At 50.6% G+C, this 26,141-nt stretch carries 20 protein-coding genes; 14 read left to right on the forward strand and 6 right to left on the reverse strand.

Annotation, left to right across the window (positions count from 1 at the left end; all coding sequences use genetic code 11):
- Nucleotides 1-204 precede the first annotated feature (204 nt).
- The 3 genes from BMW94_RS22710 to BMW94_RS22720 are packed head-to-tail and all read left to right on the forward strand — an operon-like array spanning nucleotide 205 to nucleotide 3,578.
- Nucleotides 205-1,578, forward strand: a complete 1,374-nt coding sequence (locus tag BMW94_RS22710; RefSeq protein ID WP_072735468.1) for a DEAD/DEAH box helicase — start codon at nucleotides 205-207, stop codon at nucleotides 1,576-1,578.
- 27 nt (nucleotides 1,579-1,605) lie between these two features.
- Nucleotides 1,606-2,358, forward strand: coding sequence for an ABC transporter ATP-binding protein (locus BMW94_RS22715; RefSeq protein WP_076290881.1), 753 nt, complete (start codon nucleotides 1,606-1,608; stop codon nucleotides 2,356-2,358).
- 2 nt (nucleotides 2,359-2,360) lie between these two features.
- Nucleotides 2,361-3,578, forward strand: a complete 1,218-nt coding sequence (locus BMW94_RS22720) for an ABC transporter permease (protein WP_091001152.1) — start codon at nucleotides 2,361-2,363, stop codon at nucleotides 3,576-3,578.
- A gap of 157 nt (nucleotides 3,579-3,735) precedes the next feature.
- Here BMW94_RS22720 and BMW94_RS30765 read toward each other — a convergent pair whose 3' ends face one another.
- The 3 genes from BMW94_RS30765 to BMW94_RS22730 all read right to left on the reverse strand — a co-directional run bounded on the left by BMW94_RS30765 (nucleotide 3,736) and on the right by BMW94_RS22730 (nucleotide 6,248).
- Nucleotides 3,736-3,870, reverse strand: coding sequence for a YjcZ family sporulation protein (locus BMW94_RS30765; protein WP_217648198.1), 135 nt, complete (start codon nucleotides 3,868-3,870; stop codon nucleotides 3,736-3,738).
- A 283-nt stretch (nucleotides 3,871-4,153) separates the two neighbouring features.
- Nucleotides 4,154-5,452: an aminotransferase class I/II-fold pyridoxal phosphate-dependent enzyme gene (locus tag BMW94_RS22725; protein WP_091001153.1), complete on the reverse strand. Its 1,299-nt coding sequence runs from the start codon at nucleotides 5,450-5,452 to the stop codon at nucleotides 4,154-4,156.
- Between the two features lie 178 nt (nucleotides 5,453-5,630).
- Nucleotides 5,631-6,248 carry a pyridoxamine 5'-phosphate oxidase family protein gene (locus tag BMW94_RS22730; RefSeq protein WP_091001154.1) on the reverse strand — a complete coding sequence of 206 codons (618 nt, stop codon included), beginning with the start codon at nucleotides 6,246-6,248 and terminating at the stop codon, nucleotides 5,631-5,633.
- 136 nt (nucleotides 6,249-6,384) lie between these two features.
- On the opposite strand from BMW94_RS22730, the gene BMW94_RS22735 reads away from it, so the two are divergent.
- Together BMW94_RS22735 and BMW94_RS22740 are read left to right on the forward strand one after the other, a co-directional pair.
- Nucleotides 6,385-7,842, forward strand: coding sequence for a MocR-like pyridoxine biosynthesis transcription factor PdxR (locus BMW94_RS22735; protein ID WP_091001155.1), 1,458 nt, complete (start codon nucleotides 6,385-6,387; stop codon nucleotides 7,840-7,842).
- Nucleotides 7,843-7,966: 124 nt separating this feature from the next.
- Nucleotides 7,967-8,752: a helix-turn-helix domain-containing protein gene (locus BMW94_RS22740; RefSeq protein ID WP_091001156.1), complete on the forward strand. Its 786-nt coding sequence runs from the start codon at nucleotides 7,967-7,969 to the stop codon at nucleotides 8,750-8,752.
- A gap of 502 nt (nucleotides 8,753-9,254) precedes the next feature.
- Here BMW94_RS22740 and asd read toward each other — a convergent pair.
- Both asd and BMW94_RS22750 read right to left on the reverse strand, forming a co-directional pair.
- Entirely contained in the window at nucleotides 9,255-10,046 is a 792-nt protein-coding gene (gene asd, locus BMW94_RS22745) for an archaetidylserine decarboxylase (protein WP_091001157.1), read from the reverse strand.
- Between the two features lie 85 nt (nucleotides 10,047-10,131).
- Nucleotides 10,132-11,262, reverse strand: a complete 1,131-nt coding sequence (locus tag BMW94_RS22750; protein WP_091001220.1) for a YheC/YheD family endospore coat-associated protein — start codon at nucleotides 11,260-11,262, stop codon at nucleotides 10,132-10,134.
- Between the two features lie 173 nt (nucleotides 11,263-11,435).
- Here BMW94_RS22750 and BMW94_RS22755 point away from each other — a divergent pair, with 173 nt between their 5' ends.
- Together BMW94_RS22755 and BMW94_RS22760 are read left to right on the forward strand one after the other, a co-directional pair.
- A complete protein-coding gene (locus BMW94_RS22755) occupies nucleotides 11,436-11,669 on the forward strand; it encodes a hypothetical protein (protein WP_091001158.1) in 234 nt (77 codons plus the stop codon).
- Nucleotides 11,662-16,128, forward strand: a complete 4,467-nt coding sequence (locus BMW94_RS22760) for a WIAG-tail domain (RefSeq protein WP_091001159.1) — start codon at nucleotides 11,662-11,664, stop codon at nucleotides 16,126-16,128. The genes BMW94_RS22755 and BMW94_RS22760 overlap by 8 nt, the downstream gene beginning before the upstream one ends.
- Nucleotides 16,129-16,311: 183 nt before the next feature.
- On the opposite strand, the gene BMW94_RS22765 is transcribed toward BMW94_RS22760, so the two are convergent.
- A complete protein-coding gene (locus BMW94_RS22765) occupies nucleotides 16,312-17,877 on the reverse strand; it encodes a M4 family metallopeptidase (protein ID WP_091001160.1) in 1,566 nt (521 codons plus the stop codon).
- A 757-nt stretch (nucleotides 17,878-18,634) separates the two neighbouring features.
- Between BMW94_RS22765 and BMW94_RS22770 the strand changes: the two genes are divergently transcribed.
- The 7 genes from BMW94_RS22770 to BMW94_RS22800 all read left to right on the forward strand — a co-directional run bounded on the left by BMW94_RS22770 (nucleotide 18,635) and on the right by BMW94_RS22800 (nucleotide 26,056).
- Complete coding sequence (locus BMW94_RS22770; protein WP_254790327.1) at nucleotides 18,635-19,585, forward strand: glycosyltransferase family 2 protein; 951 nt, start codon at nucleotides 18,635-18,637, stop codon at nucleotides 19,583-19,585.
- Between the two features lie 62 nt (nucleotides 19,586-19,647).
- On the forward strand, nucleotides 19,648-20,763 hold the full coding sequence (locus tag BMW94_RS22775) for a glycosyltransferase family A protein (protein WP_254790328.1): 1,116 nt from the start codon (nucleotides 19,648-19,650) through the stop codon (nucleotides 20,761-20,763).
- On the forward strand, nucleotides 20,760-21,533 hold the full coding sequence (locus BMW94_RS22780; protein WP_091001162.1) for a glycosyltransferase family 2 protein: 774 nt from the start codon (nucleotides 20,760-20,762) through the stop codon (nucleotides 21,531-21,533). The genes BMW94_RS22775 and BMW94_RS22780 overlap by 4 nt, the downstream gene beginning before the upstream one ends.
- Entirely contained in the window at nucleotides 21,530-22,261 is a 732-nt protein-coding gene (locus BMW94_RS22785; protein WP_079696647.1) for a sugar phosphate nucleotidyltransferase, read from the forward strand. Before BMW94_RS22780 ends, BMW94_RS22785 begins: the two co-directional genes overlap by 4 nt.
- An 812-nt stretch (nucleotides 22,262-23,073) precedes the next feature.
- Nucleotides 23,074-23,838 (forward strand): GT-D fold domain-containing protein, encoded by a 765-nt coding sequence (locus BMW94_RS22790; RefSeq protein ID WP_254790329.1) that lies wholly within the window; start codon nucleotides 23,074-23,076, stop codon nucleotides 23,836-23,838.
- Nucleotides 23,839-23,903: 65 nt separating this feature from the next.
- A complete protein-coding gene (locus BMW94_RS22795) occupies nucleotides 23,904-25,469 on the forward strand; it encodes a glycosyltransferase family 2 protein (protein WP_175480818.1) in 1,566 nt (521 codons plus the stop codon).
- 311 nt (nucleotides 25,470-25,780) lie between these two features.
- Nucleotides 25,781-26,056 (forward strand): glutaredoxin family protein, encoded by a 276-nt coding sequence (locus BMW94_RS22800; RefSeq protein WP_063566643.1) that lies wholly within the window; start codon nucleotides 25,781-25,783, stop codon nucleotides 26,054-26,056.
- The last annotated feature ends 85 nt before the right edge of the window (nucleotides 26,057-26,141 follow it).

Raw genomic sequence — 26,141 nt, forward strand, 5'->3', positions numbered from 1 at the left:
AATGAGCATCATATATCGGATAAAAGAAGGGCTCCGCCGAGGGGCTTTTCTTTTTTTTGTGTGCAAAAACATGTTTCATGAATAAGATTTGGTCCAGAGGCTTTTTTCGCATATAATGAAAGGTAATGTGATGACAGGCTTCGGTTTTATTAGTACAAGCAGGGCTAGAGCATCGAAATGAATAAATTTAAAGGATGGACATACATGACGAATCAAACATTTGCTTCAATTGGCGTAGAACAGGATCTTGAGGCTGTACTCGCTAGACACGGCATCAACGAACCTTCACCGGTACAGGCGCAGACGATCCCGGTTATTTTGGAAGGTCGCGATGTGGTTTCGAAATCGCAGACGGGAACAGGCAAGACGCTCGCCTATTTGCTGCCACTGCTGCAATCCATCAAAAGTGATGTAAAAGGGACACAGAAGCTCATCATTGCGCCTACACAAGAGCTGGCGATGCAGATTGTCCGCGAGGCACAGCGCTATGGGGAAGAACGCAAAATTGGCGTTCTGGGGCTAATTGGCGGCGCTGCAGTAAAACGTCAGATCGAGAAGCTGCGTGAGCATCCGGAACTGGTTGTAGGAACGCCAGGACGACTGAAGGAATTGATCACGCTGAAAAAGCTGAAAATGCACAACGTCTCCACGATCGTTATTGACGAGGCAGACCAGGTATTCCAGCTCGGCGGGGTAAGTGACGTGGACTTTGTATTGCGCAGTGCCCTGCGCGACCGTCAGCTCATTTTCCTCTCAGCAACGATTGATGAACATACCGCAGGACTTGCGAAGCGGGAGATGAAAGAGCCGGTACAGATCGGAATTGAACCGGACCGGGCAACTGCGGCGGGACTTGAGCATTTTTATTTTGTAGAAGAAAACCGCAACAAAATTGATATGCTGCGCCGTCTGGTTAGACAGTATAACCCGGATCGCGCCATCGTTTTTGTGAATGCTACCGAGGATATTGGCGAGGTTGAAGCGAAAATGAATCATCTGGGCTTCTCCGCAGCTGCGCTGTATGGAGATGCTGACAAAGTGACCCGCAGCAACGTGCTATCTGCTTTCCGTAACGGGAAACTGCAGCTGCTGATCGCGAGCGAGGTTGCAGCCAGAGGACTGGATATTGAAGGTTTGCCGATGGTCATTAACTATGATCCTGCATTTGATTCGGAACATTATGTTCACCGTGCAGGAAGAACAGGTCGTATGGGTCGCAGTGGTATCGTGTTGTCGATCGTCGACGAAACGCAAATTTTCATTATGCGCAAGTTTGCGCGAGAACTTGGAATCGAATTGCCGGAACGTGTATTGTTCGGGGGTAAAGTGCTGGAGGCTGATCCGCGTCCGGATACGCGGCCTGAAGGGCATTCTTTCTCCAGAAAACCAGGACAATCCCGGGATCGTAAACCTGGTCAGGCCAGCCGCAATGGCGGCGCCAGAACGGCTGCTTCGAATCAACGTCCGGCGGGCGGCAAGCCAGCTGGCAATACTGGCAGAACAGAACGGGACCAGGATCGTAAGAACAAGGGCGCTCCCAAATGGAGCAAAGGTAAAGAGCCGCGCTCTGAAGAATAAAACCTGACGAAAGAGGTGCAGGGATAGATGGATAACGTTCAACCACCCGTATTGAAAATCAACGGGCTAAGCGGAGGATACAGTGCCAAGCGGCCGGTCCTCCACGGCATCGATCTGGAAGTTGGACGCGGAGAGATGGTCGGACTGATCGGATTAAACGGTGCTGGCAAAAGTACTACGATGAAGCATATTTTAGGATTGATGACCCCTCAGCAGGGAGAAGTGCGGGTTATGGGCAAGAAGCGTGACGAAGACCCACAGGTATATCAATCCGCCATGGCCTTTGTACCGGAATCTCCGGAGCTGTACGACGAGATGACCGTCATGGAGCATCTGGAGTTTACGGCCAGAGCCTATGGTGTTTCTGAGGCTGATTTCAAAAAGCGTACGGAGAAACTGCTAGACTTGTTTCGCATGAATGAGAAAAGTACAAGTCTGTCGACCCACCTGTCCAAAGGTATGCGGCAAAAGGTCATGATCATGTGTGCCTTTGTGGCAGGTCCGCCACTTTATATCATTGATGAGCCTTTCCTGGGACTTGACCCACTCGGAATTCGCTCTTTGCTTGATTTTATGCTTGAAATGAAGGCTTCGGGATCATCCATTTTATTGAGTTCGCATATTCTGTCCACCATTGAAAATTACTGTGACCGTTTTATTGTCCTGCACCGAGGACAGGTCATTGCTCAAGGGACGCTGAATGAGCTGCGTACTCAATTCGGGGAATCGAATGCCACGTTGGAGCATATGTTCTATTCCCTTGTACAAGGCAGGGATTAAGCATGGATCTCAAGCAGCTATGGAAGCAAAGACGCACGGGATTCTGGAATGGAATTCTTCCTTATCTGGGTTATGTCATTCAGAGCGGCGTAGCCATGGTGTTTTTATTTCTCGTCATTGCGTTCTCCGCCTGGTATACATCGTTTGTACAGCATATTCCTGCGGGATTCCCAATTCGCTGGATTACGTTGCTGCTGTTGGCACCACTGGTGCTGTTTAGCAGTTATCGTACATATCTGCATCAGGCAGACATCGTGTTTTTACGCCCGCAGGAATATCGGATGCACGAATATCTGAAAAACAGCTTCGCTCGTGGCATCATCTATAAAACCTTGGGCATGCTGCTCGTCTTTGTTACGCTGTGGCCGCTCTATGTTCGTGCAGATCAGGATGCAAGGCCATTTGGCTGGTTTATCCTGCTTCTGCTGTTGTGGAAAGGGCTGTCCAGCTATGGGGCTTGGCAAGAGCTGCGCATGGTGCAAATCGGTGCTGCCAGAGGATATCGTTTGCTCCGATGGGCATTGGCTGTACTGGCGGTTGCCGCCTGGTTGTGGCAGCCTCCACAGCGAAGCATCTGGTTCCTGCTGCTGCTGGCTGTCGTTTATATCGTTGCTCTGCGTATCCCTCTGAAACATCGGGTTTCATGGGACCGTCTCATTCAGGTGGAGCAGGGCCAGGCTGGACGAGTGATGCGTACGCTGGGATGGTTTGTAGATGTGCCTTCATCAGGCCAAAAAGTAAGTTCTCGCCGCTGGCTCAGCAAATGGGGGAGTGGCCTCCCGTGGAATGCAGGGAAAGCCTATCGCTATCTGATTACCAAAACGTTCATCCGAACGGAAGTATTCTCTATCGTTGTACGCTTGATTGTACTGGGCATGCTGCTGTCCTGGTGGACGGCAGGCAGTTATTTCGGGATTGGTGTATACCTGTTCTTCCTGATGCTTGTGGGTGTGCAACTGGGTGCACTGCGTCGCAGTCATAGTGAATCGTTCTGGATTATGATTTATCCCATCTCGGGAGAGAGTCGTCGTTCCCAGGTGCTGGGGTTCATCTCGAATCTGCATACACTGGCTGCCTTGCTTATGTGGCTGCCGATGCTGGCTGGGGGATGGAGTGGACTTAGCATGACCGTAGCAGCATTGGTTCTTGGTGTGCTGGTCATCTACTTGATGCGACGTTCTCAGGGCAACAAGTGGTTGAAGGAAGAAGAGGATGAATGAATGGTCGAGCGTCTGACCAGTTAACGATCATTGGCGACGCCGACTGGACTCTTGCATAACATAACAAAAGAAGGGTATTCCAAGCTGTATCCCGGAATACCCTTCTTTGTGCTACAGTCTGCTTACCTTGTTCCGACTCTTGTTGAGGACGTATGGACTAACAGAGGAACGATTTTGTGATAATTACGAGCAAAATAAACAGAACGAGAATGGCACCTGTATTTGTGAATCCTCCGTAACCGTAACCGCCGCATCCATAACCGCCTCTTGTTTCTTCAACAACTTCAGACATGTTCATTCCCCTTTCAAGTGGTGTTGGGCACGCCCTTGCGTACATCGTATATTATGTGCCTTGGGGATAGGCTGATTGGGCCGTTGCCCGGTACAGCTTGAAAATCATCGTTTTGGGCATTTGCCCCGTTCAAGACAGCTATACGTTTTCAGGGTGGAACACAAAACCCCCTTCGTATCGAGAGGCATTCGCCAGGATACAGAGGGGGTTCATATTTTGTCAGGAAGCGGACACAGGTTCGCTTCCTGAATTATTTATTTGGATAAGCATTACTGCATATAAATTAAGTTGTCTGTAGATCCAAAACCCCACGATAGATCGTATCGAACAGATCTTCCAGTCCGGATTCTTCAATACAGGAGAAGGCAATTCGCAGATCGGCCTCACCCAGTGCAATGGTACCGACACCGTATTGCTGTAGCAAATGGGTCCGAAGTTGCTCTGCGCCCACATCCTTCAGCTTCAGGCACATGAAGTAACCGGAGTTGAACGGATAGTAATCCCATACCTCACCGTATTTACCGCTATCGAGAATGGCTTTTACTTTGTTGGCGCGGCCTTTCATGATTTCAAACTTCTCCAGCTTCTGTGCTTCGAACTCAGGTGCTTTTAGCGCATCCAGTACAAACGTTTGGGAAGGATGCGGGCCACTGGAGATGGTTGCCCGGATAATACCGAGTGTTTTTTGCTCCAGAGCATGAAGAACCGCAGCATCTTCATGGGCATACGTGATGAATCCAACGCGGAAGCCCCAGACGAATTCTTCCTTCGTGGCACCGTCAACTTTGACAGTCAGCACACGTGGGTGAAGGTTCGCCAGCTTGCCAAACAGGGATTCGTGAATGGAATCTTCGAAGAAGAGACCAAAGTAGGCATCATCTGTCACAGCAACGACATTCACACCAGCCTCAGCCGCTTGCCGAATCGTATCCACGATGGCATCTGCTTCTTCGGCTCCAGGCGTATAACCTGTAGGGTTGTTCGGGAAGTTCAGCAGCACGATCGCCTTGCCTTTGTCCTTCTGCGCAAGCAACGCTTCGAGCAGGCCTGCACTGTTGAAGTTCAATTGATCATCAAACAGAGGATAATGAATTAACTCGCCATGACGACGAATGCCGAAGGTCAGCTCATAATTTTCCCAGTTTTTATCTGGATATATAACAGCGTCCCCTTCTTCGGCGAACAGGTCAGCTACGATACTCAGTCCATGAGTTAATGCGTTAGTCACAATGGGGTTACCAAACGTTTTACCTTCAAGGGAAGGTGTTTCCTTCAGCATCTTGTCTCTCCATACGGTCCGCAGCTCAGGCTTCCCTGCAGGCGGAGCGTAAGGGTACAAATCCTTCGGTTGGTATGCGGACAGCTTATCCTGAATAACAGCTAAGTGCATCGGCACACCGTCCTCCAGAGCAATACCAATCGTAGCATTGTAGGTTTTGGCCAGACTTGCTGCTTCAGCAGACTGACTCAAGATACCTTCTTTTGGAAAATAGATTTCTTTGCCGAGCTGCGACAGCATGGAGTAGACGTGACTGCTGCCTGCCTGAATACTTTCGTTCAACTGTTCAGCCAGTGGATTCATTCTTTTCATCCTTCCAAGTCTTTGGGATTCAACTGCCTAACATTATAACACCTTGCCTTGCCCCCGTCACGGAAATTACGCATAATGACAGTTTTATCACTTCACCGCGTTGTTGCAGGTGTTTTTGAGTTAGGTTAATGTTACTTCTCCCGTTTGATTATACGATGAAAAATGGATGTTATGTCTGATGAAAAGGACAATATTTCCGCATCATTTCGGCAGTTTCTGCATCTCGTCCTTCGTTACGCTGTTCCAGTTCGCCGCTAATATGGTCAAAGCGTTCAGCAGAGAGGTTCTGTCCAAATTTGAACTTGGCACTGATCCGTTCAGGAACAATGCGAACCACAGCAACGGCTTTGAGATTACCTTTGTAGCGGGGATCAGCTGCATCAATGGGGACATATCCGCCCTGCGGCTGGAGTTTCTCCATAAAGCGTTGAAGAACCTTGCCCTTAACGTGCAGATCCTGAACCGGCTCTGCCTGTCCGAATGCCATTACACTTTTGAAAAAAGAAGTTGCCGGACAAGCTAATTCGGGATCACTGAAATAAGATGGAATCAGGGAAAACTCTTCTGCCACGGTAAAACTGACGGAGGAATCCTGCTTGATCTGTTTCATTTTCTCACCGGCAATACTGCCATGGAAATAAAAACAACCGTCCATATATACGAAGTTTAACGGTGTCACCCGTGGCTGCCCGTCCGCACTGACCGTTCCCAGAAAACCAAAGGAGCATTGGTCCAGAAATGTTATCATTTCCTGTTCTTCATCTACATTAAATTCTTTTCTTCTCATCGGTGTTCCCCCTTGAATGGCATATGGATTAGATCGCTGTACCTTAGCCATAACAATAAAACCTGCATTGACATATAAAAAGATCCAATTTACATTCACTTTAATAGACCAATTTATTTGGAAAAAGAGGTGCACGATGGAATTGTGGCTGCCTATGGATTCATACGTGGTTCAACACCGCTACAAATACGAGGCATTGTACCATGCTTTGCGTGACGCCATTCATGCAGGGACGCTGGTTGGAGGCACAAGACTGCCTTCCACCCGGGAGCTGGCACGTCAATATGAAATGTCACGCGGCTCCGTGGCACAGGTATATGACATGCTGCTGGCTGATGGTTACGTGCGAGCGCATAGGGGAAGAGGGACTTTTGTTTCGGACACCATAACAGCACAAGACCATGCAGAGCAGGAGGCAATGATTCAACTTTCTCCATGGGGAGAGCGGGTGAGTACGCTGAATATTCAGAATGAAAAGGGAAAACCGTCAGCCCTTGACCGGGAGCAACGGGTCATCAACTTCCATGTACAGCGTATGCCTGCCGAGCATTTCCCGCAAGCGGAATGGAAAAGTGCGCTGGCCGCCGTTCATCGGAGCGGATCGCATGAACGAAGTGGTGCTGCTGGAGACCTTGAACTACGTGAGGCCATCGCATCACATCTGAGGTGGACACGGGGCATTCAGGCTGAGGCATCACAGATCGTACTGTTTAGTGGTTCCATGCAGGGCATCACTTTGATAGCACAATTGCTTATCCCAGAGGGGGCCGCTGTTGTATTGGAAAACCCGGGATATCAGGGAATTGCTCATGCCGTTAAGTCCTGCGGAGGAAAGATTATTCCAGCGGAAGTAGATACCGGGGGGATTATTCCGCAGTCCTGGGAAGCAAAGACGTTATTTGTGACACCAACCCGCCAGTTTCCTACAGGGGCTGTCCTTGGTCTGGACAGACGGAGAGCCATACTTGAATGGGCCTCTGAGCGAAATGCCGTCATTATTGAAGATGATTATGACAGTGAATTTCGCTGGGGTGGTAGACCGATTGAACCGCTCAAAGTACTCGATCGTGAACAACGGGTTATCTATGTCGGATCGTTCTCACAAACGATGGTTGCATCCTTCCGGCTTGGTTACGCGGTTCTGCCACCCAGTCTGGTGCAGCCACTGATCGCTGCAAAAGCACTGTACGAACCCGTACCTCCAGCGCTTCTGGAGCAGCGTGCACTTGCGAAGTTTATGGCGCGAGGAGGGTATTTGCGCCATCTAAGACGGTTAACCCGTCTCTACGGGGAACGGCATGCTTATTTTGTCAATGAGATGAAGCGGGAATTACCGGAACCCTTCCTCATGCAGCCTGGGGATGCTGGATTGCATATTTATGCTGCGTGGAAAGGGGATATCGACAGTTACATTCAGTTCAAGGCACTGGCTCAGAAGGAAGGTGTCATATTCCGCGATGCGGTCCGTTATTGGCTGACTCCAAGCCCTCCGGCTGCGTGTTTTGGCTTTGCACATCTGGAGAAAGAGGAGATTCAGGAGGGGATACGGCGAATGCGTTTAGCATGGGAGAAGTGCACATTTTCGTTTCGGTGAATTCCGCTGTATAATGGAATAAGGCGTATCGCTCCAGCAGGAGCAGAAATCATATATAAACACATATCGCATCATTGTTGATGCAGTATGCAAAAGAGATTAACTTTCAAGGGGGAGTGGCGACATGCTGCAGGCATCGCCGTCATCTTTTGTTATTTTGCCCGCCGTCGCCAAAATTGTCTGCGAACCGGGATGGAAGTGGCAGAAGCGGGAAAAACCGATGCAAAACTATGACTTATTTTATGTATGGAGTGGTGAAGGGACCGTTGTGCTGAATGACCGGTCGTATGAAGTTGGCAAGGGTAGTTGTTTTCTGTTCAGGCCAGGCGATCATCCTACTGCAACACATAATAAGCAAAAACCGTTGGTACTTACGTATATTCATTTTGATGTAGATATACCTGTTCATGATGTTCCCCAGTCCTATCGTGAGGTACTGGAAACGGTGGAATTCGAGCATTTGCTGGCTCGGTATGTACGACTGTTCCTATCCGATGTATATGGGCGGGATGAAGAGAGCCGGCTCATTCTGAAACAGTTGATGATTCATTTGCTGCGTGCAGATACAGAAGCTCCTGTGGAGAAGAAGGTAAGCAACCAGTTGTCTGATGTCATCCAGGAGGTTGCTAACTATGTACGCCAGCATCCGGGGATAACCCATCGCGTGGAAGACCTTGCTGCCAGAGCTGGACTATCGCCGCGGTACTTCTCAATCAAGTTCAAGGAATTGATTGGTTCGTCCGTGCAATCCTATATCATTCGTATGCGCATTGAGCGGGCCGAACATCTTCTGGTGCACACCGGCATGAATGTGACCGAAGTGGCAGATGCCCTCGGGTACCGCGATATCTTTTTCTTCAGTCGTCAGTTCAAGCAGTACACCGGCAAAAGTCCGTCCGAGATTCGATAGGGCCTCTCAGGCCGGTAGAATATGGCAACGTTTCAATTCTGGGAAGCAGGGGTAAGTATGTAGCATTCCAGACGATCGAAAGGGGGAACTTGTGATGAACGGAAAACGTCGGGTCCGCAACCGGGGATGCTCTATCAAGGGCTTTAATATTTTCCGGAACCGCCTGCGCCGCTCCAAACCGGCAGAGGAAATGCAGGACGTATGGTTTTAAGGAATCGTTAGAAAACCAATATGACGAAGCGTAGCTTCGTATTGCATGTATACATGGAATGGGAACGGAAAACATCCTGACTTCTACATCGCTCTGAAGCGGATAATCGGATTCTCTGATCAGCAAAAGGTACTCATAGCCTGGACACTTTACCCTAAAAAGGTGTTCCGGCTGTGAGTACCTTTTTATATTTATTTTTTTATATAGGCCAAAGTTCTGTGTAATCTGTTTCTTGAGATCAGAAATTAAAAAAAGATGACTCCTGTTATTCAGGAATCATCTGTGTATTGCTCATTGGATGGGTTTTAACCGACCGAGCAATTCTCCCATTTTGACGGAGTCACCAGGCTGCAAGCCTGTTTTCGGTTCGAATGTGCCGCTTTGCGTTAACAGTACGACGGTGGAACCGAATTCAAAATATGCGAGATCATCGCCTTGCGTCCAGGAACTTACATCCGCACCCGCGTACTGTATGCTGCTCACATTCATTGCGCCTACTTTCACGACAGCAACTTCTCCAAAATCATGAGCAATATACGTAATGAGTCGTTCGTTCCGACTCAGCACCGATTTCATATGGGTCAGACCAAAATCATTTACGGGATAAACCTTGCCCTTAATATGTTCACTCTCAATTCGGCGACCGCTTACAGGCGCGTGAATGCGGTGATAATCGCGTGGGCTGAGATACAGGACAAAGGCATAACCGTGCTTGTACTTCTCCAAATGTGGTGAGTGGTTTAATAATTCAGCAAGTGTATAATTTTGTCCCTTAACATTCAGGAGTGTTCCAGCAGATACAGGACCGGCTGCCGTAATTTTGGCATCGACCGGACTGATCAGTGCATGTTCTGAAAGTTCAAGCGGGCGCATGCCCGGTTTAAGTTTACGGGTAAAGAAATCATTCAACGAACGATATTCCTTCCAGTCTTTCTCAGCTTCCTGAACAGGGATGTCGTAGGTCCGGACAAAATAAGGGATAAATGCCTTGCTTCCCCGGCTCTTGGAGAAGGCTCCCACAGTCCGGGAGATCCATTTGCGAGAAGAAAGCTCGGTCATTAACCGCAACAGCGTTTTTGCCATGAATATCCCCCTTAGGGTTAGTGCGAACTTCAAGGCCGGCAGGACCGGCCGTTCTGCATAATATTGACACAGAATGCCCGCGAAATCAATATAGGCCACGATCATACGTCTGGGGCTGCCTTGGTATGCGCGAATTCTGCTCCAGCAGCAGACGTCCGTAAGCCATCGGTTGCCGATAGCTGGCTTTCCAAGTCTCCGTCATGCCGGCCTTGTGGAAACCGTAGCGCTGATCCCTTCCGTTGCATTCGATAAAATAAATCTGGCCCTTCTCTGTGATCCCCAGATCAAGTCCGAGGTCCGCAAGATGAGGCAGGCTTGAAGCCAGCGTCCGTGCGATGCGGAGCCCGACAGACCGGATTCTGGCCTCCAGTTCAAGTGCATGCCAGTCGGTTGCGTGCAACTCAAGGGCTTCGGCCAGCGTCATGACTCTGCTGCCTTGGGCGATATTGGTGACAAATGTATGCGCTGGAGCCACTTTGGCGAATATCCCGGTGATCCCCCACAAACCGTCAATTCCACGTTGCACGGATACCCGCAGATCTACAGGTCTTCCTTCATAACGAACCAGAGGTATGCGCTCTTCAATGAGATAAGCATGCCGGAAAATACGGCGCAGGGTGGCTGATGGCAGTTCTCCCTTATTCAGTCGAAAGGTAGCCCATCCCTTGCGTGAAGTCCTTGTCTCACATGTCAGTTTCCATTGACCGTCCTTTTGGAATACCCGCATAATGCCGTGACCGATGCTTCCGCTGCATGGCTTGATCACCAGATCATCATATTGTTCCATCATATATGCCAAAGAATCAGGTGTAGCTTTGACCGCACGGGGGAGATGTTGTCTGAGACCGGGGTCCTGATAAAGCATCTCGTGAATGTGGTCTTTGCGGTAGCGATTGCGCACATTGTATACCTGTATGCCCTGCAATAGCAGTTTGGTCACCTGATGCTGCTCCGAACGGCGAAGCTGGAGGGCCCGGTTATGAATAACGGAAGGCAATGGCATTCTTTGACGAACGTATATGCCCTCTTTTTTTACATAAGCCATACAGGTTTTGGTGTCCGAATCCACGTCTTCCAGCCGCAAAAAACAAGGGGTTAATCCATAACAGGCCGCTGCCTGTTCAACATTCGCGAGTGATTCCTGACCCGTCCTTCCAGCAGGTATCCCCCGGTACATGCGTGAATCGAACAGAATACCGATCGTTTCTTGTAGCATGACCGTTCCTCCTTCAATGTTATCGCGACCATGGATCGTCCATCCATAGAATGCCGGCCTGTCACCGCATGGTTGGACATCACGATAACGCATGCCGGAATTATGATGCATCGATATGCATCACATCAACGTGTTCTCATATGAGCCTTCTATATAACTTGGAGTTATGCAAAATGCTTACACGATATCGTATGACAATGCCGGGGCAGGGGCGTGGACAGCCGCCTTACATATACGCATGGGTACAGCCTATTTCAGGTAGGGACAGTTCGATTATTCATGTCTTTAAGCTTGTGCATCGATGCAATGTAACCCAGCAAAGTCATGAATTACAGTGGCAGATGCCCATACTGACGCATATGATGCCGGAGACGAACGTGAGAGGAAGGAGCAAGCTGCATGAGTAAAAAAGGCAAAAAAAAGGCTCCAACGCCGAAGCTGCGGCATGTGAGCCCCAAATTTAAAGAATTGGAACTAACCGAGCGCCGTGTAGGATCATTAAATTCAGGCCTGACTCCTAAGAAGGAAGAACGTCTGACTACACATGCACCGGTACCGAGAGCGATTCAACCCATAGAAGAGCATTCTTCGGAATCCGTGGAGCTCCGTTTACCTGAGAATCAACCGGAACCCACTCTCCAAGTGGATGCAGTACAACCGCAGCATGATACTGCTGCTGTAGAAAACAGGAGTGCTGGCAGTTCGGAGAAGCAGCTTCAGGTGAGCAGTGTAGTTCCCGCGGCTCCCGTTTCCCCGGAAGAGCAGACCAACAAAGAAGTAACAGCTCAGGACCGACTGAAGATTCTGAATCAGAATCAAATGCCGGGTCATACGGGACACTTCATCTATACGGATGACCTGAGTGAGTTTGCCGTTACAGAAAGCAGGCTGGCCCCGTTCTCCGTAGATGCCTCCAAGCTGAAGCCGGGAGCCGTTGGCAGCGAAGCGTTACAGGATTATGCCGTGACCAGCATTCACATTGCAGACGGTGCCATCGTTTCCGCCAAGCTTGCGGAAGCCTCCGTCTCCGAAGAACATCTGGTCGATGGTTCGGTGTCCGGTCACAAAATACGTAATGCGTCGATTGCAGGCGATAAAATCAGGGATGGCAGCATCACATCGCAGAAGCTGGGCAATCAGGTTATTGATGCGGCCAAGATTGCCGATGGCTCCATCGGCACCAGACATCTCAGCCGTATGCTGGTGACGGAAGAGTTAATCAAAAATCATGCCGTTACTGGCGATAAGATTGCGATCAGCGGCGTGGACACCCGGCATCTCTCTGGCGGGGCAGTGCATACATCGAAGCTGGCTGACGATGCGGTTACAACGGCCAAAATCCGTGAAGGTGCGGTGACGGGCAGCAAACTGGAAGAGAAGTCTATCGAAGCACGCCATATCCAGCCGGGAAGCGTCAAACAGACCCATCTGGCAGAAGGGGCAGTAGGACGTTCGCAATTGTCTGGGGGAAGTGTCGGAAGTGAACAGATTGAAGATGGGGCGATAAGAACAAGTCATATTGCTGAAGGTTCAATTAATGGAAGACATCTGGTGGATGGTTCCATTGGTTCAACACAGATCCGTGCGCATGCAGTGAGAAGTGAACAGATCGGCAATGGGGAAGTGCAAAGCGAACATCTGGCTGACGGTGCCGTGACCAGCAGCAAGCTGGCAGACCAGTCGGTAGGTACTGCGAAAGTGCTCGAACAGTCGATTACGGCCTCCAAAATTGCCGACCAGAGTATTGTTGCTTCCAAGATTGCGGATGAGGCTGTGCAGGGAAAACATCTTGCCAAAGGAGCAATCCGTGCGGAACACATCGCCAACCGGGGAATAACACCTGTACATGTAGACAATGCGGCTATTCATTCCATTCATATTGCAAGTGGCAGCATTGAGGCAAGTCACTTATCAACCGGAAGTGTGTCCGGTGACTCCCTCGCAGATGGAGTGGTATCCGCTCGTCATCTGGCAGACTCGGCAGTGGGTACGCATGAATTACAGGATGGTGCTATTACAGAATCCAAACTCGCAGATGGAAGTGTGACGGCAGAGAAACTTGGAACGGCTTCGGTTGGAAGCAAAGCGATCGCTCCGGGAAGTGTGGTATCATCGCATCTGGCGAACGGTGGAGTCACAGGTACACATCTGGCTCCAGGCAGCGTAGGCTCCGAGGCACTGCGACCTTATGCAGTGAAATCTGAGCATTTGACAGAACATGCAGTAGGTGTACCCCATCTTCAGCCGGGCAGTGTTGAAACAGAAGCCATTGCACGGGCCGCAGTTACCGCAGACAAATTGGCACCTGGCAGTGTAACTTCAGCCCATTTGGCTGGAGGGTCCATTTTTCCACCTCATCTTACAGATCATGCGGTTACCTCCCCTAAGCTCTCACCAGAGAGTGTTGGTACGGATAAATTGGCAGATTTGGCTGTCACATCTGCCAAACTCGCAGACGGTAGTGTGATTTCAACCAAGATTCTGGCCGAAAGCATTAACGCCAAGCATATCCCTGCCGGAACCATTCGCGGTTATCACCTGAAACAGCATGCCGTTTCACTGGAACATTTGTCGGAGGAAGTGCGTTCACCAGAATTATTTGCCGATGGTAGTATTACAGGTAACAAATTACGGCATGGCTCCGTGACAGCAGACCATCTGACAGCAGACTCGGTATCTGGAACTGAATTACAACGGGCAGCCGTAGGTAGCGCGCATCTGCAGCCATCCGCTGTACAATCCGTTCATCTGGCTGAAGGTAGCGTGAAAACTGATCATCTGGGTTCACTGGTGGTAAACTCCCAGCATCTGAAGTCCGACATTATTCATGGAGAGCATATTGCCGAACAGGTGATTACTTCTCATCATCTGGCTCCAGGATCTGTTGAAACGGATCATCTTGCACCTTTATTGATTACTGCTGCGCATCTGCAGCCGGGGCTAATCAGTGGTCTGCATCTTCAGGCAGAGTCAACAAGTGCTGTTCACCTGCAGCAAGGAGCAGTGCATTCCCGTCATATTCAAGATGGTTCGATTCTTCCTCATCATATTCAAGAGCGAAGCATCGGCACATCTCATCTGGAAGAAGAAGCGGTAAGTTCGATTATAATACAGGCAGAATCGGTAACCCGATCCAAACTTGCCAACGGCAGTGTAGATGGCAGCAAATTAGCCGAGGGTGCAATATCGGGTAATCATATCGCTGACGAAAGCGTGCAATCCCGCCATATCCAGGAGGGAGCGATCTTTGCTAAACATATTCAAGAGCAAAGTATTGGCACATCCCATCTGGAACAAGAGTCGGTAAGTTCGTTTCATTTACAGAATGGGTCCGTAACGAGTGTCAAGTTGGCTGACGGCAGCATTAACGGTAGCAAATTGCTCGAAGGTACGATATCGGGTAACCATATCGCCGACGGAAATGTGCAATCCCGCCATATCCAGGGGGGAGCGATCTTGGCTGATCATATTCAAGAGCGAAGTATTGGCACATCCCATCTGGAAGAGGAAGCCGTAAGTGCTATTCATTTGCAGAATGGGTCCGTGACGGGTGTGAAATTAGCTGACGGTAGTGTAAGCAGTAGCAAATTGCTTGAAGATACGGTGTCGGGCGCCCATATCTTATCCGAAAGTGTGGAATCCCGCCATATCCGAGAAGGAGCAATTCTTGCTGATCATATTCAAGAACGTAGCATCGGCACATCCCATCTGGAAGAAGAGTCCGTAAGTGCGACTCATCTGCAAAATGGATCAGTAACGATTGCCAAACTGGCAGATGGCAGTGTAAGCGGCAGCAAGCTGCTTGAAGGTGCGGTATCGGATATTCATATCGCAAACGAAAGTGTACAATCTCACCATATTCAAGAGGGAGCGATCCATGCTGATCATATTCAAGAGCGCAGCATTGGGATATCCCACCTGAAAGCGGAATCGGTAACTGGAATTCATTTGCAAAATGGTTCAGTCACAAGCGCCAAATTGGCCGACGGCAGTGTGAACGGCAGCAAACTGGCCGAAGGCACGATCTCATCCGCACATCTTGCTGACCGTGCCATTGATGGAAGCAAACTTAGTGAGCAAAGCATTACATCCAGTCATCTGAATGCGGGAATTGTCGGTACTGCGCATTTAAGCGAAGAGATCTGGAACGCTATTCGACAGGTCAGCGGAGAGACGCTGGAGCAGCTGGAAGCGTCGAAACGACAGGAGGCACTGCTGCTGGAAATTGAGGCTGAACAACAGTCTCAGGCAGCCCTTTTGAATGAGCTGACTATAGAGGGATTAGAAGAGTTAGAGGCGACACAGGACATCCAAATATCGGATCAAGAGCCGGGCGAACAACAAGAGCAGTTGGGTCAGACGGAGCAGTGGATTGAGTCGTTGGCAGATTTATTGACGACAGATGATACAGCTCAGGCTAACACTAACACGAATCCGTCTTATATCGATCAGCCACAAGAGACTGGCAATAGTGTAGAGTATAAGCTCGATCCTCAATCGGTTACGCAGGAACATTTGTGTGATGAGGCAGTGGGCAGCGATCAGCTGCAATCCGGAGCTGTTCAGGCCAAACACCTGGCATTCCAGCCTGTGCGGAGTGTCGGCCGTCAGCCTGTGGTGCAGCAGTTCGGTATGGAGGCCTTTATATTGCCTGAGGATGAACAGTGCGTGGAAGTAACGGTAGCCTTCGAGGAGTCGTTTATATCGGAGCATTATGTGATTGTCGCCATGTGTAATGATCGGGGATTCCAGGTGTCGCTCCTCTCCCAGAGTGAGGATGAAGCCGTACTGGAAGTGTCACGAACTACGGGCTCCACACACACCTACGGATTGTTGTCATGGATTGCCGCTGGGCCTTCCGTGTAAGATTAGCGCGATCATGTGTCCTCATCCAAGACATCTGTAGACGAATGATTTCACATGTTTAAATAGACAAAAGCGGTTCCCGGTTATGTCCGGGACACCGCTTTTTTTCATATATAAGCTTGCTCCGTTCGGACGATGAGGGGTGCCTGAACGATTTAATATGAGTTCAACAACGAATGATTCTTACAGTCCTACAGCTTGATAAGCTTTGGTAATTGCAGTAGCTTCAGCAGAAGTCGCTCCGTACAGATCTTTAGCGGCTTGGATTGTCGCTGTTTTGGCAGCAGCAAATTTGGATGTAGGCGTCAGATAGTTCACGAGTGTGCTGTAGAAGATTTGAATGGCTTTATCACGCCCGATTCCTGTTACAGTCACACCATTATGTGTGCCGCCTTGGGCTGCAAGATAGTAGGCTTTGTTGATGATACCGCTGTTAGTATGAACGCCTCCGTTGTCCGCTGTTCCAGTATAACGGTCAGCGTATTTGTCAGGTTGTCCATACAATGTAGGGTTGGATAGGGAGCGCAGTGCATCACCTGCAATGTTAGGGGTGTAGACATCGTCGCCAAGCAACCAGTTTTTGCTTTGGATCGTATTTCCGAAAATATCAGCGAAGGCTTCATTTAATGCACCTGGCTCATTGCGGTACTCCAGATTGGCTGTATACTCAATGACACCGTGAGTCAATTCGTGTCCTACTACATCCAGATCACCAGATAGAGAACGGAAAGTCGTTCCATCACCGTCACCAAATACAATCTGTACTCCGTTCCAGAAGGCATTGTTGTAGTTGGAGCCGTAATGCACAGTGGATTTAATGAGCAAACCGTTGCCATTAATACCGTTGCGGTTGAATTTGTTTTTGTAGAAATCATACGTGGCAGCAGCATGGGCGTGGGCATCTACGCCTGCACGATCAGTCCATACGTTATCGGAATCTGTCAGGAGTGTACCTGGAATGGAGGAACCATTGTTTGCAGTGTAGGTTTCAATCCCATTCCCGCGAGTCGTATCTTTCAGTTGGAAGGTACTGCCGGATTGGGTAGTTGTAAGGGTTTTGGTATCACCAAGTACACCTGTACCCGTTCCTGTTGCGAAGTTGATGAGGTCATATTGAGATACGATACTGCCGTCAACGGCATTTACGAAATATTTGGTACGCAATGGGGCGGGATCCAGCACATTGACTTCCGTAATGTAAACAAGGTAGGTTTGGTCATCTTCCTCGTTGTGGTAAATGTTTAGTTCCGCTTCAGGGGTTTTCTGTGGTTCGCCAAGCTCTCCAACGCGGGAAGTGGCTTCCTCCGATGCAATCTTGATCGCATCTTCTGCACTGATTTCAGCGACACCGTCATTAGGGATGGCTTGTTCTTCAACCGGTGGGAGATCTCCAAGTGCGGATGAAACCTGGCCTGTTTTGTCTAGATGGATCGTTTGCTCGGCACCGTAGACTGGAATTCCCTTAATGTACTGCTTCAGGCGGAAGTGTCGTACACCAGAGGTGTCCGTAGTTCTTTTAATAATTTTGAGTTGGGATTTCACGTCGGAGTTCAGGAATTGTTCCTGTTGTCCAAGGAAATTGAAGATCGTTTCGTCAGAGCCGCTGTTCAACGGGATACCCTCCTCAGAGGCATATGGGGCCTGCAATGGAATGGACTGATCAGACAATGGAGCTGCAGCAGCAGAAGATACGGAAGCGAGCAAAAGAGCTCCTCCAAGTATTGTTGGCATAACTTTAGCAAATTTCATAGTAAACTCTCCCATTCTCAATATGATTTTTTTGAAAAACAAAGGATTATGCCAATCTCGGTTGGAGTTCCGTCTGCAACTTGGGCAGCGCGGAGTGTGGGGCTGAATCTGAAACGTGGAATATGACAAGAAACGATAAGGAACAAAGTCGGCAGAGCCTGTATGCCTGTGGTTGGGCGTGTCAAAGGAGTACCGTTTATTCGGTCCAGCCATAAGGCTTAATCGTTCATTGTGGTTCCTCTTTCAGAAGCCAGGGGTCTTGTCCACTTGCGAAGCAGAAGATGTTCTTACGGAGCCGGGGTGTTCGTTCCGGGTTCACATAAAAAATGAATTACGTATTGAACGGCATCACTCCTCTCAAGGTACATGCAACAAAGCCAAAACAGTTTCTCGTATCATCCTGCATGCATAATTTACCCAAGGTCAATTAACAGGAATAAAAAAGGGTTTTGAAGGAACGTGTGTTCCTTGTTAGGATTTTTTTGTCAATCGACTTCTTGCAACGTATATTATCACAATGTAAAAGTTTGGAAAAGATGCAATTTTAAATTTTTTTTAAAATTGTGTCTGAAGTAGGGGAGCTGTAGCATATTTCGCATATTTTGACGAATTTTGTCTAAATAAATGGATTGACTGAGCCTGGTGGCAGATAGAACCTGCTCGGTTCAAGGACATACGCCGTTTCCACTGCTCCATGAATACATAGAATAACGTGTACTCCCTTTGCATGCCGATGATGTACACCCGGGAGGTGACTGTGTTGCAAAAACGCGGCAATACAGCTTTTTATGCAGCCAAATCAAATCTGGCACAAAGAAAAGCGCAATTAAAGAAGCATCGTTTGAAATCTGCTTACAAAAAGGGTAAAAAGGCCTATAAGTACGTAATTCCACCCGTGGAGCAAACGGAATTGCCAGCATTCGGAGCTGAGGATGCGATGAGAGAGACACGTGCACAGGATTCGACGAACTCGCATAAGCCACTGCTTTCGGTCATTATACCTGCCATGAATGAAGAGCGAACCATTGGTGCAGTCGTCCGTCAGGCGCTGCGTATATCCCGTGATGCTGAAGTGCTTGTTATTGTGAATGGTTCAACGGACGGGACGGCAGCAGCGGCAAAAAGGGCGGGCGCACAGGTGCTTCGTTATGCCGAAGCTTTGGGACATGATGGAGGAAGAAGAATCGGTGCAGCGGCAGCTCGTGGCAGGGTGCTGTTGTTCACGGATGCAGACATTCCAATTCAGGCAGAACATCTCGCGCCTTATGTGCGAGCGATTCTGGATGGGACAGATGTGGCACTTAATGATTATAACGGTCCGGTGGCTCGTATCCCTGTTCACCCTGTGGTAGAGGCCAAACATGCGCTGAACAGCATGCTTGCCAGACCTGATCTGCAAGGGGCTTCCATGACAGCTATTCCGCATGCATTAAGTCGCAAGGCACTTGAAGTGATTGGTACGGACACACTGGAGATTCCACCGTTGGCACATGCAAAGGCGGTCACCAACGGATTGAAGGTGCGTGCCGTTCATCATGTGCCTGTAGGCAAAATGAATGCAGTTCGAGTCAAGAGACGAAAGGGGCCTGACCCGCTCAGCCAAGTGGTATGGAATGATCATCTGACAGCGATCAGATGGATAACCGATACGCTTGGCCCACGCGGAGGACATTCCGATCTGCAGCGTGTTCGTAGCCTGACGAGATGAGCATGTTGCCTGAAACAACAAAGAAAACTCGTCAAAAGATGCAGCATGCTGGAGGTGAGGAAATGAAGGAGCGTTCAGGGGGCGTCCGTCGTCAACGGACAGCAGGCAGACGAACACCAAGGAACAGAGCCAGAACCATAGGCAGGAGGAACCTGACTAAGCCGCCGCTAAAGAGTGAAGCAGCGAGCAGGTCGGCAACGAGCAGGTCCGTATTGCATGAGGCATTCAGCGCAGGGCAACGGGCAGGACGCAAGATGTTGGGAAATGATCAATCGATTGAACAACAAGCACGTTTGGCTTGGCAGGAGCAGCAGGCTGCAATCTCAGCGGATCTAAAGGGCTATTCTGCTGCAATGCAGGCAGGGAAAGCATTCATGCAGGGGTATGCTCAAGCTGCCGGACGTTCATTGAATATCATTCCACTTGCCCTGAATAAACCTGCCGCTGCAGTCGTCTGTGCCTGCAATGAGGAACTTACGCTGGGGCAAGTGCTTGTACAACTGAAACGGTTACCGCTGACGGATATCGTTGTGGTATTGAATGGAACAACGGACAACAGTCTAACACAGGTGCTTGAACAGCCTGGTATTACGCTGGTCTATGAACCTGACCGGGCGGGACATGATGTAGGCCGCGCCTTGGGAGCCAAGATGACGGAGGCGGAGACCCTTCTCTTTGTGGATGGGGATATGGTCGTCCCGGCAGAGCAGCTCGCCCCGTTTCTGTATGCGGTCGATCGGGGAGATGACGTGGCACTGAACAATCTTTCATCGCTGTTGCCTCCATTTGCCCGCCAGGATGAAGTGAGCCGGATCAAAGCATATCTCAACCGTGTGCTTAATCGTTCGGATCTGGGTTCCAATTCGTTGACGGCTGTACCTCATGCCCTCTCACGTAAGATGATCCAGATCGTCAAACCGGAGGCGCTGGCCGTTCCTCCCAAGGCGCAAAGTCTAGCCATTCAGCATGGATTAAAAGTGACTGCACCCAGTCAAGTGGATGTCATTCGTTCCAATCGCCTGCGTTCCACCAATACGGGCAGTGGCAACGAAGTCGCCCGATTGATCATTGGCGACCATCTGGAGGCGATTGCAGCCTGGCTGGATATGGGCGGCAATAAGTCACAAGCCCGATCCATTTCTCGTGCTGAAGTGGCCTACAGGAGGAACGCCAGATGACACTGACGAGTATTATTATTCCGACGTACAACGGGCTGGAACTGCTGAAGCCATGTATCGATGCCATTCAAAAATATACCGATCCTCATACATCGTATGAAATCATCGTTGTGGATAATGGCTCGGTTGATGGGACGGCAGCGTATTGTGCCCAGGAACGAATTCGTTTTGTCCGGTTACCGGACAATCGGGGTTTCCCGGCGGCTTGCAATGCCGGACTCCGTGCAGCCTGTGGTGATGAGCTGTTGCTGCTGAATAATGATGTTACGGTAACCTCACGCTGGCTTGAAAATCTGCGGGCAGCCCTATACAGTGATGCAAACATTGGCATTACAGGTCCGGTGACCAACTATGCAAGTGGAATCCAGCAGGTGGAGCTTGAGTTCCGGGACATGGCACATTTTCAGGAACTGGCTGCTGCCAACAATATAGTCGACTCTTCCAGGTGGAAGGAAGTCAGACGAATTGTCGGCTTATGCATGCTCATGCGGCGAAGTGTGATGGAGGACATTGGTGTGCTTGACGAGGTCTATTCGCCAGGACACTATGAAGATGATGATTATTGCTACAGGGCTTGTCAGAAAGGGTACCGTTTGCTCGTATGCGGGGATGTTCTCGTACATCATCGCGGCAGCGCGAGTTTTCTGAAGACCGATCCTGTAGCGTGGAAACAGTTGCTTGAGCGCAATCGATCCATTTTTATCAACAAATGGCATGTCGATCCCCTTAAATATATTGAGACATCCGATGAAGGAGGGAACGTGGAATGAAAGGTGTAATTCTTGCTGGCGGAACAGGAACACGACTGTATCCTCTGACCCGGCTGATTAACAAGCATCTGATTCCAGTCGGCAAGCATCCGATGATTATGTATGGCATCGACAGACTCCGCCAGGCAGGCATTGAAGAGATATTGATAGTGATCAACAAACATTCCGCTGGGTTATATACGGAGTATTTGGGTGGCGGAGCAGATCATGGGGTCAAGCTGACGTATCGGATTCAGGAAAAGGCAGGCGGGATTGCCGAAGCATTGGATCTGGCGACATCGTTTATCCTTCCTGGAGAGAAATTCGTTGTGCTGCTGGGAGACAATCTGTTTAGCGACGATTTGAAGCCTTATGTGGATAAGTATATGCAGCAGCCTGCGGGTACAGCTCGTGTCTTGCTCAAAGAAGTGGACGATGCACGGCGGTATGGGGTGCCGGTGTTTGATCCACAGCATCCAGAGCGAATCTCATACATTGAGGAAAAACCGAGTGATCCGAAGACCTCTTATTGTGTTACTGGCATATATATGTATGATGACCATGTATTCAATCTTATTCAAAACATTGCGCCTTCTGCACGTGGCGAACTCGAAATTACAGACGTGAACAATCATTATGCAGCGGCTGGAGGACTGGAGTACGATATTTTGCAAAAATATTGGAGTGATGCCGGGACGTTCCAATCGCTTCAGGAAGCAGCCATCCGCATGAAGGGTCAACTGCCCTAAAATATATGCGCCTGATGCTGCCGCTGTGAGGGGTCCCATGAGAGCAGAACAACCTGCGCCGGAGCCGGAAGAATGCTCCGGCGTTTTGTGCAGCGGCGGCACTCCTCGTGCATGCCAAGGGAGGGAATGCCGTGAGAGTAGCAAAACGCAGCGACTTGGGTAGAAAGAAGACACTGGGCAGTTATGCCGGCTCCTGGCACGGATCTGTGGGAGTGCAGCCCAAAGCAAGTTCAGATCACGAATGGGGAAACAAAGGTGCGAAGCAGGGAAGTGTGGAGCTCGCGGGAATAGAGCGCAAGCTTCTTGCAGAACCGAAAGGCAAGGCCAGCGGGCGCACCGGTAGAAGACGTGGTGGGAGCGCAGGAGCACGAGCCAAAACGGGAGCGAAAATAGCCGACAGGCGGGGCAGTGCAGGCACCCGCGTGAAAGCAGGCGAGCGTGCAGGCGTGAGCCGTGGCAGCAAAGGGGCGCGCGCCAAAAAGGGCAAGCGCGCAGTTGCAGGCCGCGGGCATGCTGCGCCGCAGGGCGGGCGGGCCGCAGGCGCCCGCGCCAAACAGCGCACGGCTGCGCAGCGTGCGCCCGGGCCAGCACCGCAAGCCAGCACGCCACAGGCGCTGCCTGCCAGCGGTGCTGGCCCCGCCCCGCCGCAAGCGACACACCGGCACGGTGGTGTCGCCCCCGCGGGGCGGAAAAGCGCTGCCGCGCATGCTGGCAGCGCAAGGGCACTGGCGCCTGCGCAGCCGGCAGCAGCGCCCGAGAGCGGCTACGCCGAGGGCTACCGCGACGGCGTGTTCGCGGGCGGGGAGGCGCTGGTGGCGCAGCACATCCCGCCCGATCATATTCTGCCTGCCGTGGCGGCGGCAGATCTGATCGAGGCGGGATTCCGCCAATATGCGCCCACCCTAACCCGGCTGGCCAGCCCTCATGAGATGGCTGGCCAGATCCAGGGAGCGCTGGATGCGCAGCGCCCCCTGTCCGTCGTTCGCCTTGGAGATGGCGAACTGCTGACTCTGGCAGCCGATACGGTGCTGCCAGGCGAGCAAGTGCGTGAGCTGGCACCGTTTCTGCCTTATGCAGGGGTGCCACGCTCCACCCCGGACATCCGCGCAGAGCTCGCGGAAGCCATTCGGGGCGCCGATTGGATCGGTGTCCCGATCTCGCGTGCGCCCACTTTTCAGGGACTGTTATTTCCAGTATTGCGGCATTTCGGCATTGACTGGTCCCGGCTGAATCTGACCAGTTCCACGATTAACTACAGTCTGCATCAGTCAGGTCTGTTGTTACCTGTGGTACAGGGACGCCGGGTGCTGCTGATTGGAAGCCGGGCTGCAGAGCTCGGTGCGTTGTTGAACGGCCGCGGCGTCCAAGTGACAGGCATCATAGGTGCAGTGGAGGGGGTTGCGGATATCCCGAGGGTAATGCGGCAGGCTGCGGAGCATTCGTTCGACATTGCTCTTGTAGCAGCGGGAATTCCGGCCGTCATTCTGTGCCACCGAATCGCTGGTGAGCTGGGTCGGGTTGCCATAGATTTTGGACATTTGGCTGACAAATTGGTTACAGGAGAGCTTCATCTCTAATGGACGGTCTGGTGCGGCGTTCATCGTACCGTGCATCCAGACGAGGGGGAAATGGAGGAAGCAACATGAGCAAGAGCACATCAGGCAGAAGTTCAACACAGCCGAATGCATCGCGATCCAAAACCGTTGTTTTGCATGCAGCTCGAAGCCGGAGTGGAGGGAAGATTAGACGCCAAGGCTCAGGTAAACGGGCAGCCAAGAACGCAAAACTGTATAAGCAGGGCTATCACCGAGGGTATGATGAAGGCGTCCGGCAGGGACAGAGTTCTTTTGGCCTCGTATTTGAAGGGGTAAGCATTATTATTCCGACGTACAACCAGCGCGAGTATGTCATGCAATGTGTGTCCAGTATCGAGAAGCATACGCCTGCCCCCTTTGAAATTATTGTTGTAGATAACGCGTCCAAGGATGGCACGGCGGATGCCATGCTCCGCAAAGGTGGCATGGTAAGGGTCGCTGCGCTGGATAAGAATCGTGGCTTTGCCGGCGGTGTCAATCATGGAATGATGATGGCGAGGGGGCGACATATCGTGGTGCTGAACAACGATACACTGGTCACCCCGGGCTGGCTGGAAAACATGATGACCTGTCTTGACAGTCATCCCGAGATGGGAGTTGTGGGTCCGGTTACGAATTACATTGGCGGAGATCAGCAGATTGAAGTCCCGTACAGGGAAGTGGAGGATATGTGGTCTTTTGCTGCCCGACATAATCGTCCGGATGCCACGAAACATCGGGAGACCGACAGGCTGGTCGGATTTTGCTGGCTGTTCTCACGGGAATTGCTGGAGCGGGTAGGTTATCTTGATGAAAGTTACGCTGTGGGCAATTTTGAAGATGACGACTGGATCATCCGGGCGAAGCTGGCGGGATACAGGCTGGCGGTAGCCGGGGATGCGTTCATACATCACTACGGAAGCGTAAGCATGAAGGCGCTGGGAGAACAGGATTATGTAACCGTGAATAAGGATAACGAACAGTTTTATACCCAAAAATGGGGAGATTCCCATGCGTTGGTTGCCGATACTTCCCGGCTCTCGCTGCATGCCGAGGTGTCGACCAGTCAGCAGGAGAACACGACGCCTCTTGGCAAGACGGACTCCCCTGACCCGCGACAGCGCATTTCCACCAAGGGCAGCAGCGATGTAATGCATAAGCTGAGACGCAGTACGGATTTTTACCCGGAGGGCTGTTTCATCTCTGATATCAAGGGCGATGTTTATCGACTGATGCGTGGACAGCGACGCAAGCTGAACATCCCCGTTCCACGTGGGATTTCTCCCGTTCTGGTTGCGAAACCGGATGTGCTCGGCGTACCGGCAGGTGAGCCACTGGTATCTGCGAGTGAGGTACAGGGCTGGCCCTTGGAAAGAAGTCATGTTCATGCTCAACCTGATGAGAGCCACCGCGATGCGCTGAAGGAAGGCATGATTGTTGCCGCGACGAATGAGCGGGATATATGGTTCCAAATCAGTGGCGGTAAACGCAGGAGGTTTGCAACCCCTTATGCTGCGGAACGGTGGGGAGTGCAATTCGGGCATATCGTTCATGTATCTGCACACCAATTACGTGCGATTGAAGAAGGGTGGCCCATTATAGCTCCTCCCCAGCTCTTGAACGAAGATTTGTAATGACCGGGTTCGGCTGCCTTGATAACTGTTTCGACAGCATGATGCGGAATGTCATGTACAGCGTATTGTAACGCGATACATCTTTCCGCATCCGAACTTTACATATATCACGAATCATGAAATGTAACGACAGGGTGATTTAAATTTAATCTTTCTATGCTCTTATAGGTTTATTCTATTGGCAGATCCATTGACGCTTGAAGAGGTGAGGAGTACATTTATAGCCATAATTCTTATTTAACAGATAGGAATTAATGGTCTGGGTGGTCATCCATCCTGATCTGACAATGAATCAATCAGGAGGTATGCCGATGTCTTCTACATCGAAAAAAGTAGTGCTCTGGAGCAAAACAGGCTGTCATTTCTGCGGGGAGGTTAAGGCATTCCTAACGGCACGCAACCAGCCTTTTGAGAACATCGAAGTGCAAGGCAATGATGTGCTTAGGGACGTGCTTGAAGCCAAATATGGCATTCGACATGTACCTGTCATTGAGGTGGGTGGAGACGGCAAGTATGAAGCATTGCTGGAGCCCGATCTGGAGAAACTGGCGGAACTTCTCGCCCAGCCTGATGAAGCAGCAGTCTGACCGGACGTGGCGGATCTCTTGATAAAGCAGTTTCCGGCTGCTAAAGGCTGACATATCAGTGTGCAGCAGTCGGGGACTTTTATAA

This window comes from Paenibacillus sp. OK003 (assembly GCF_900109515.1).
Classification (GTDB): Bacteria; Bacillota; Bacilli; order Paenibacillales; family Paenibacillaceae; genus Paenibacillus; species Paenibacillus marchantiae.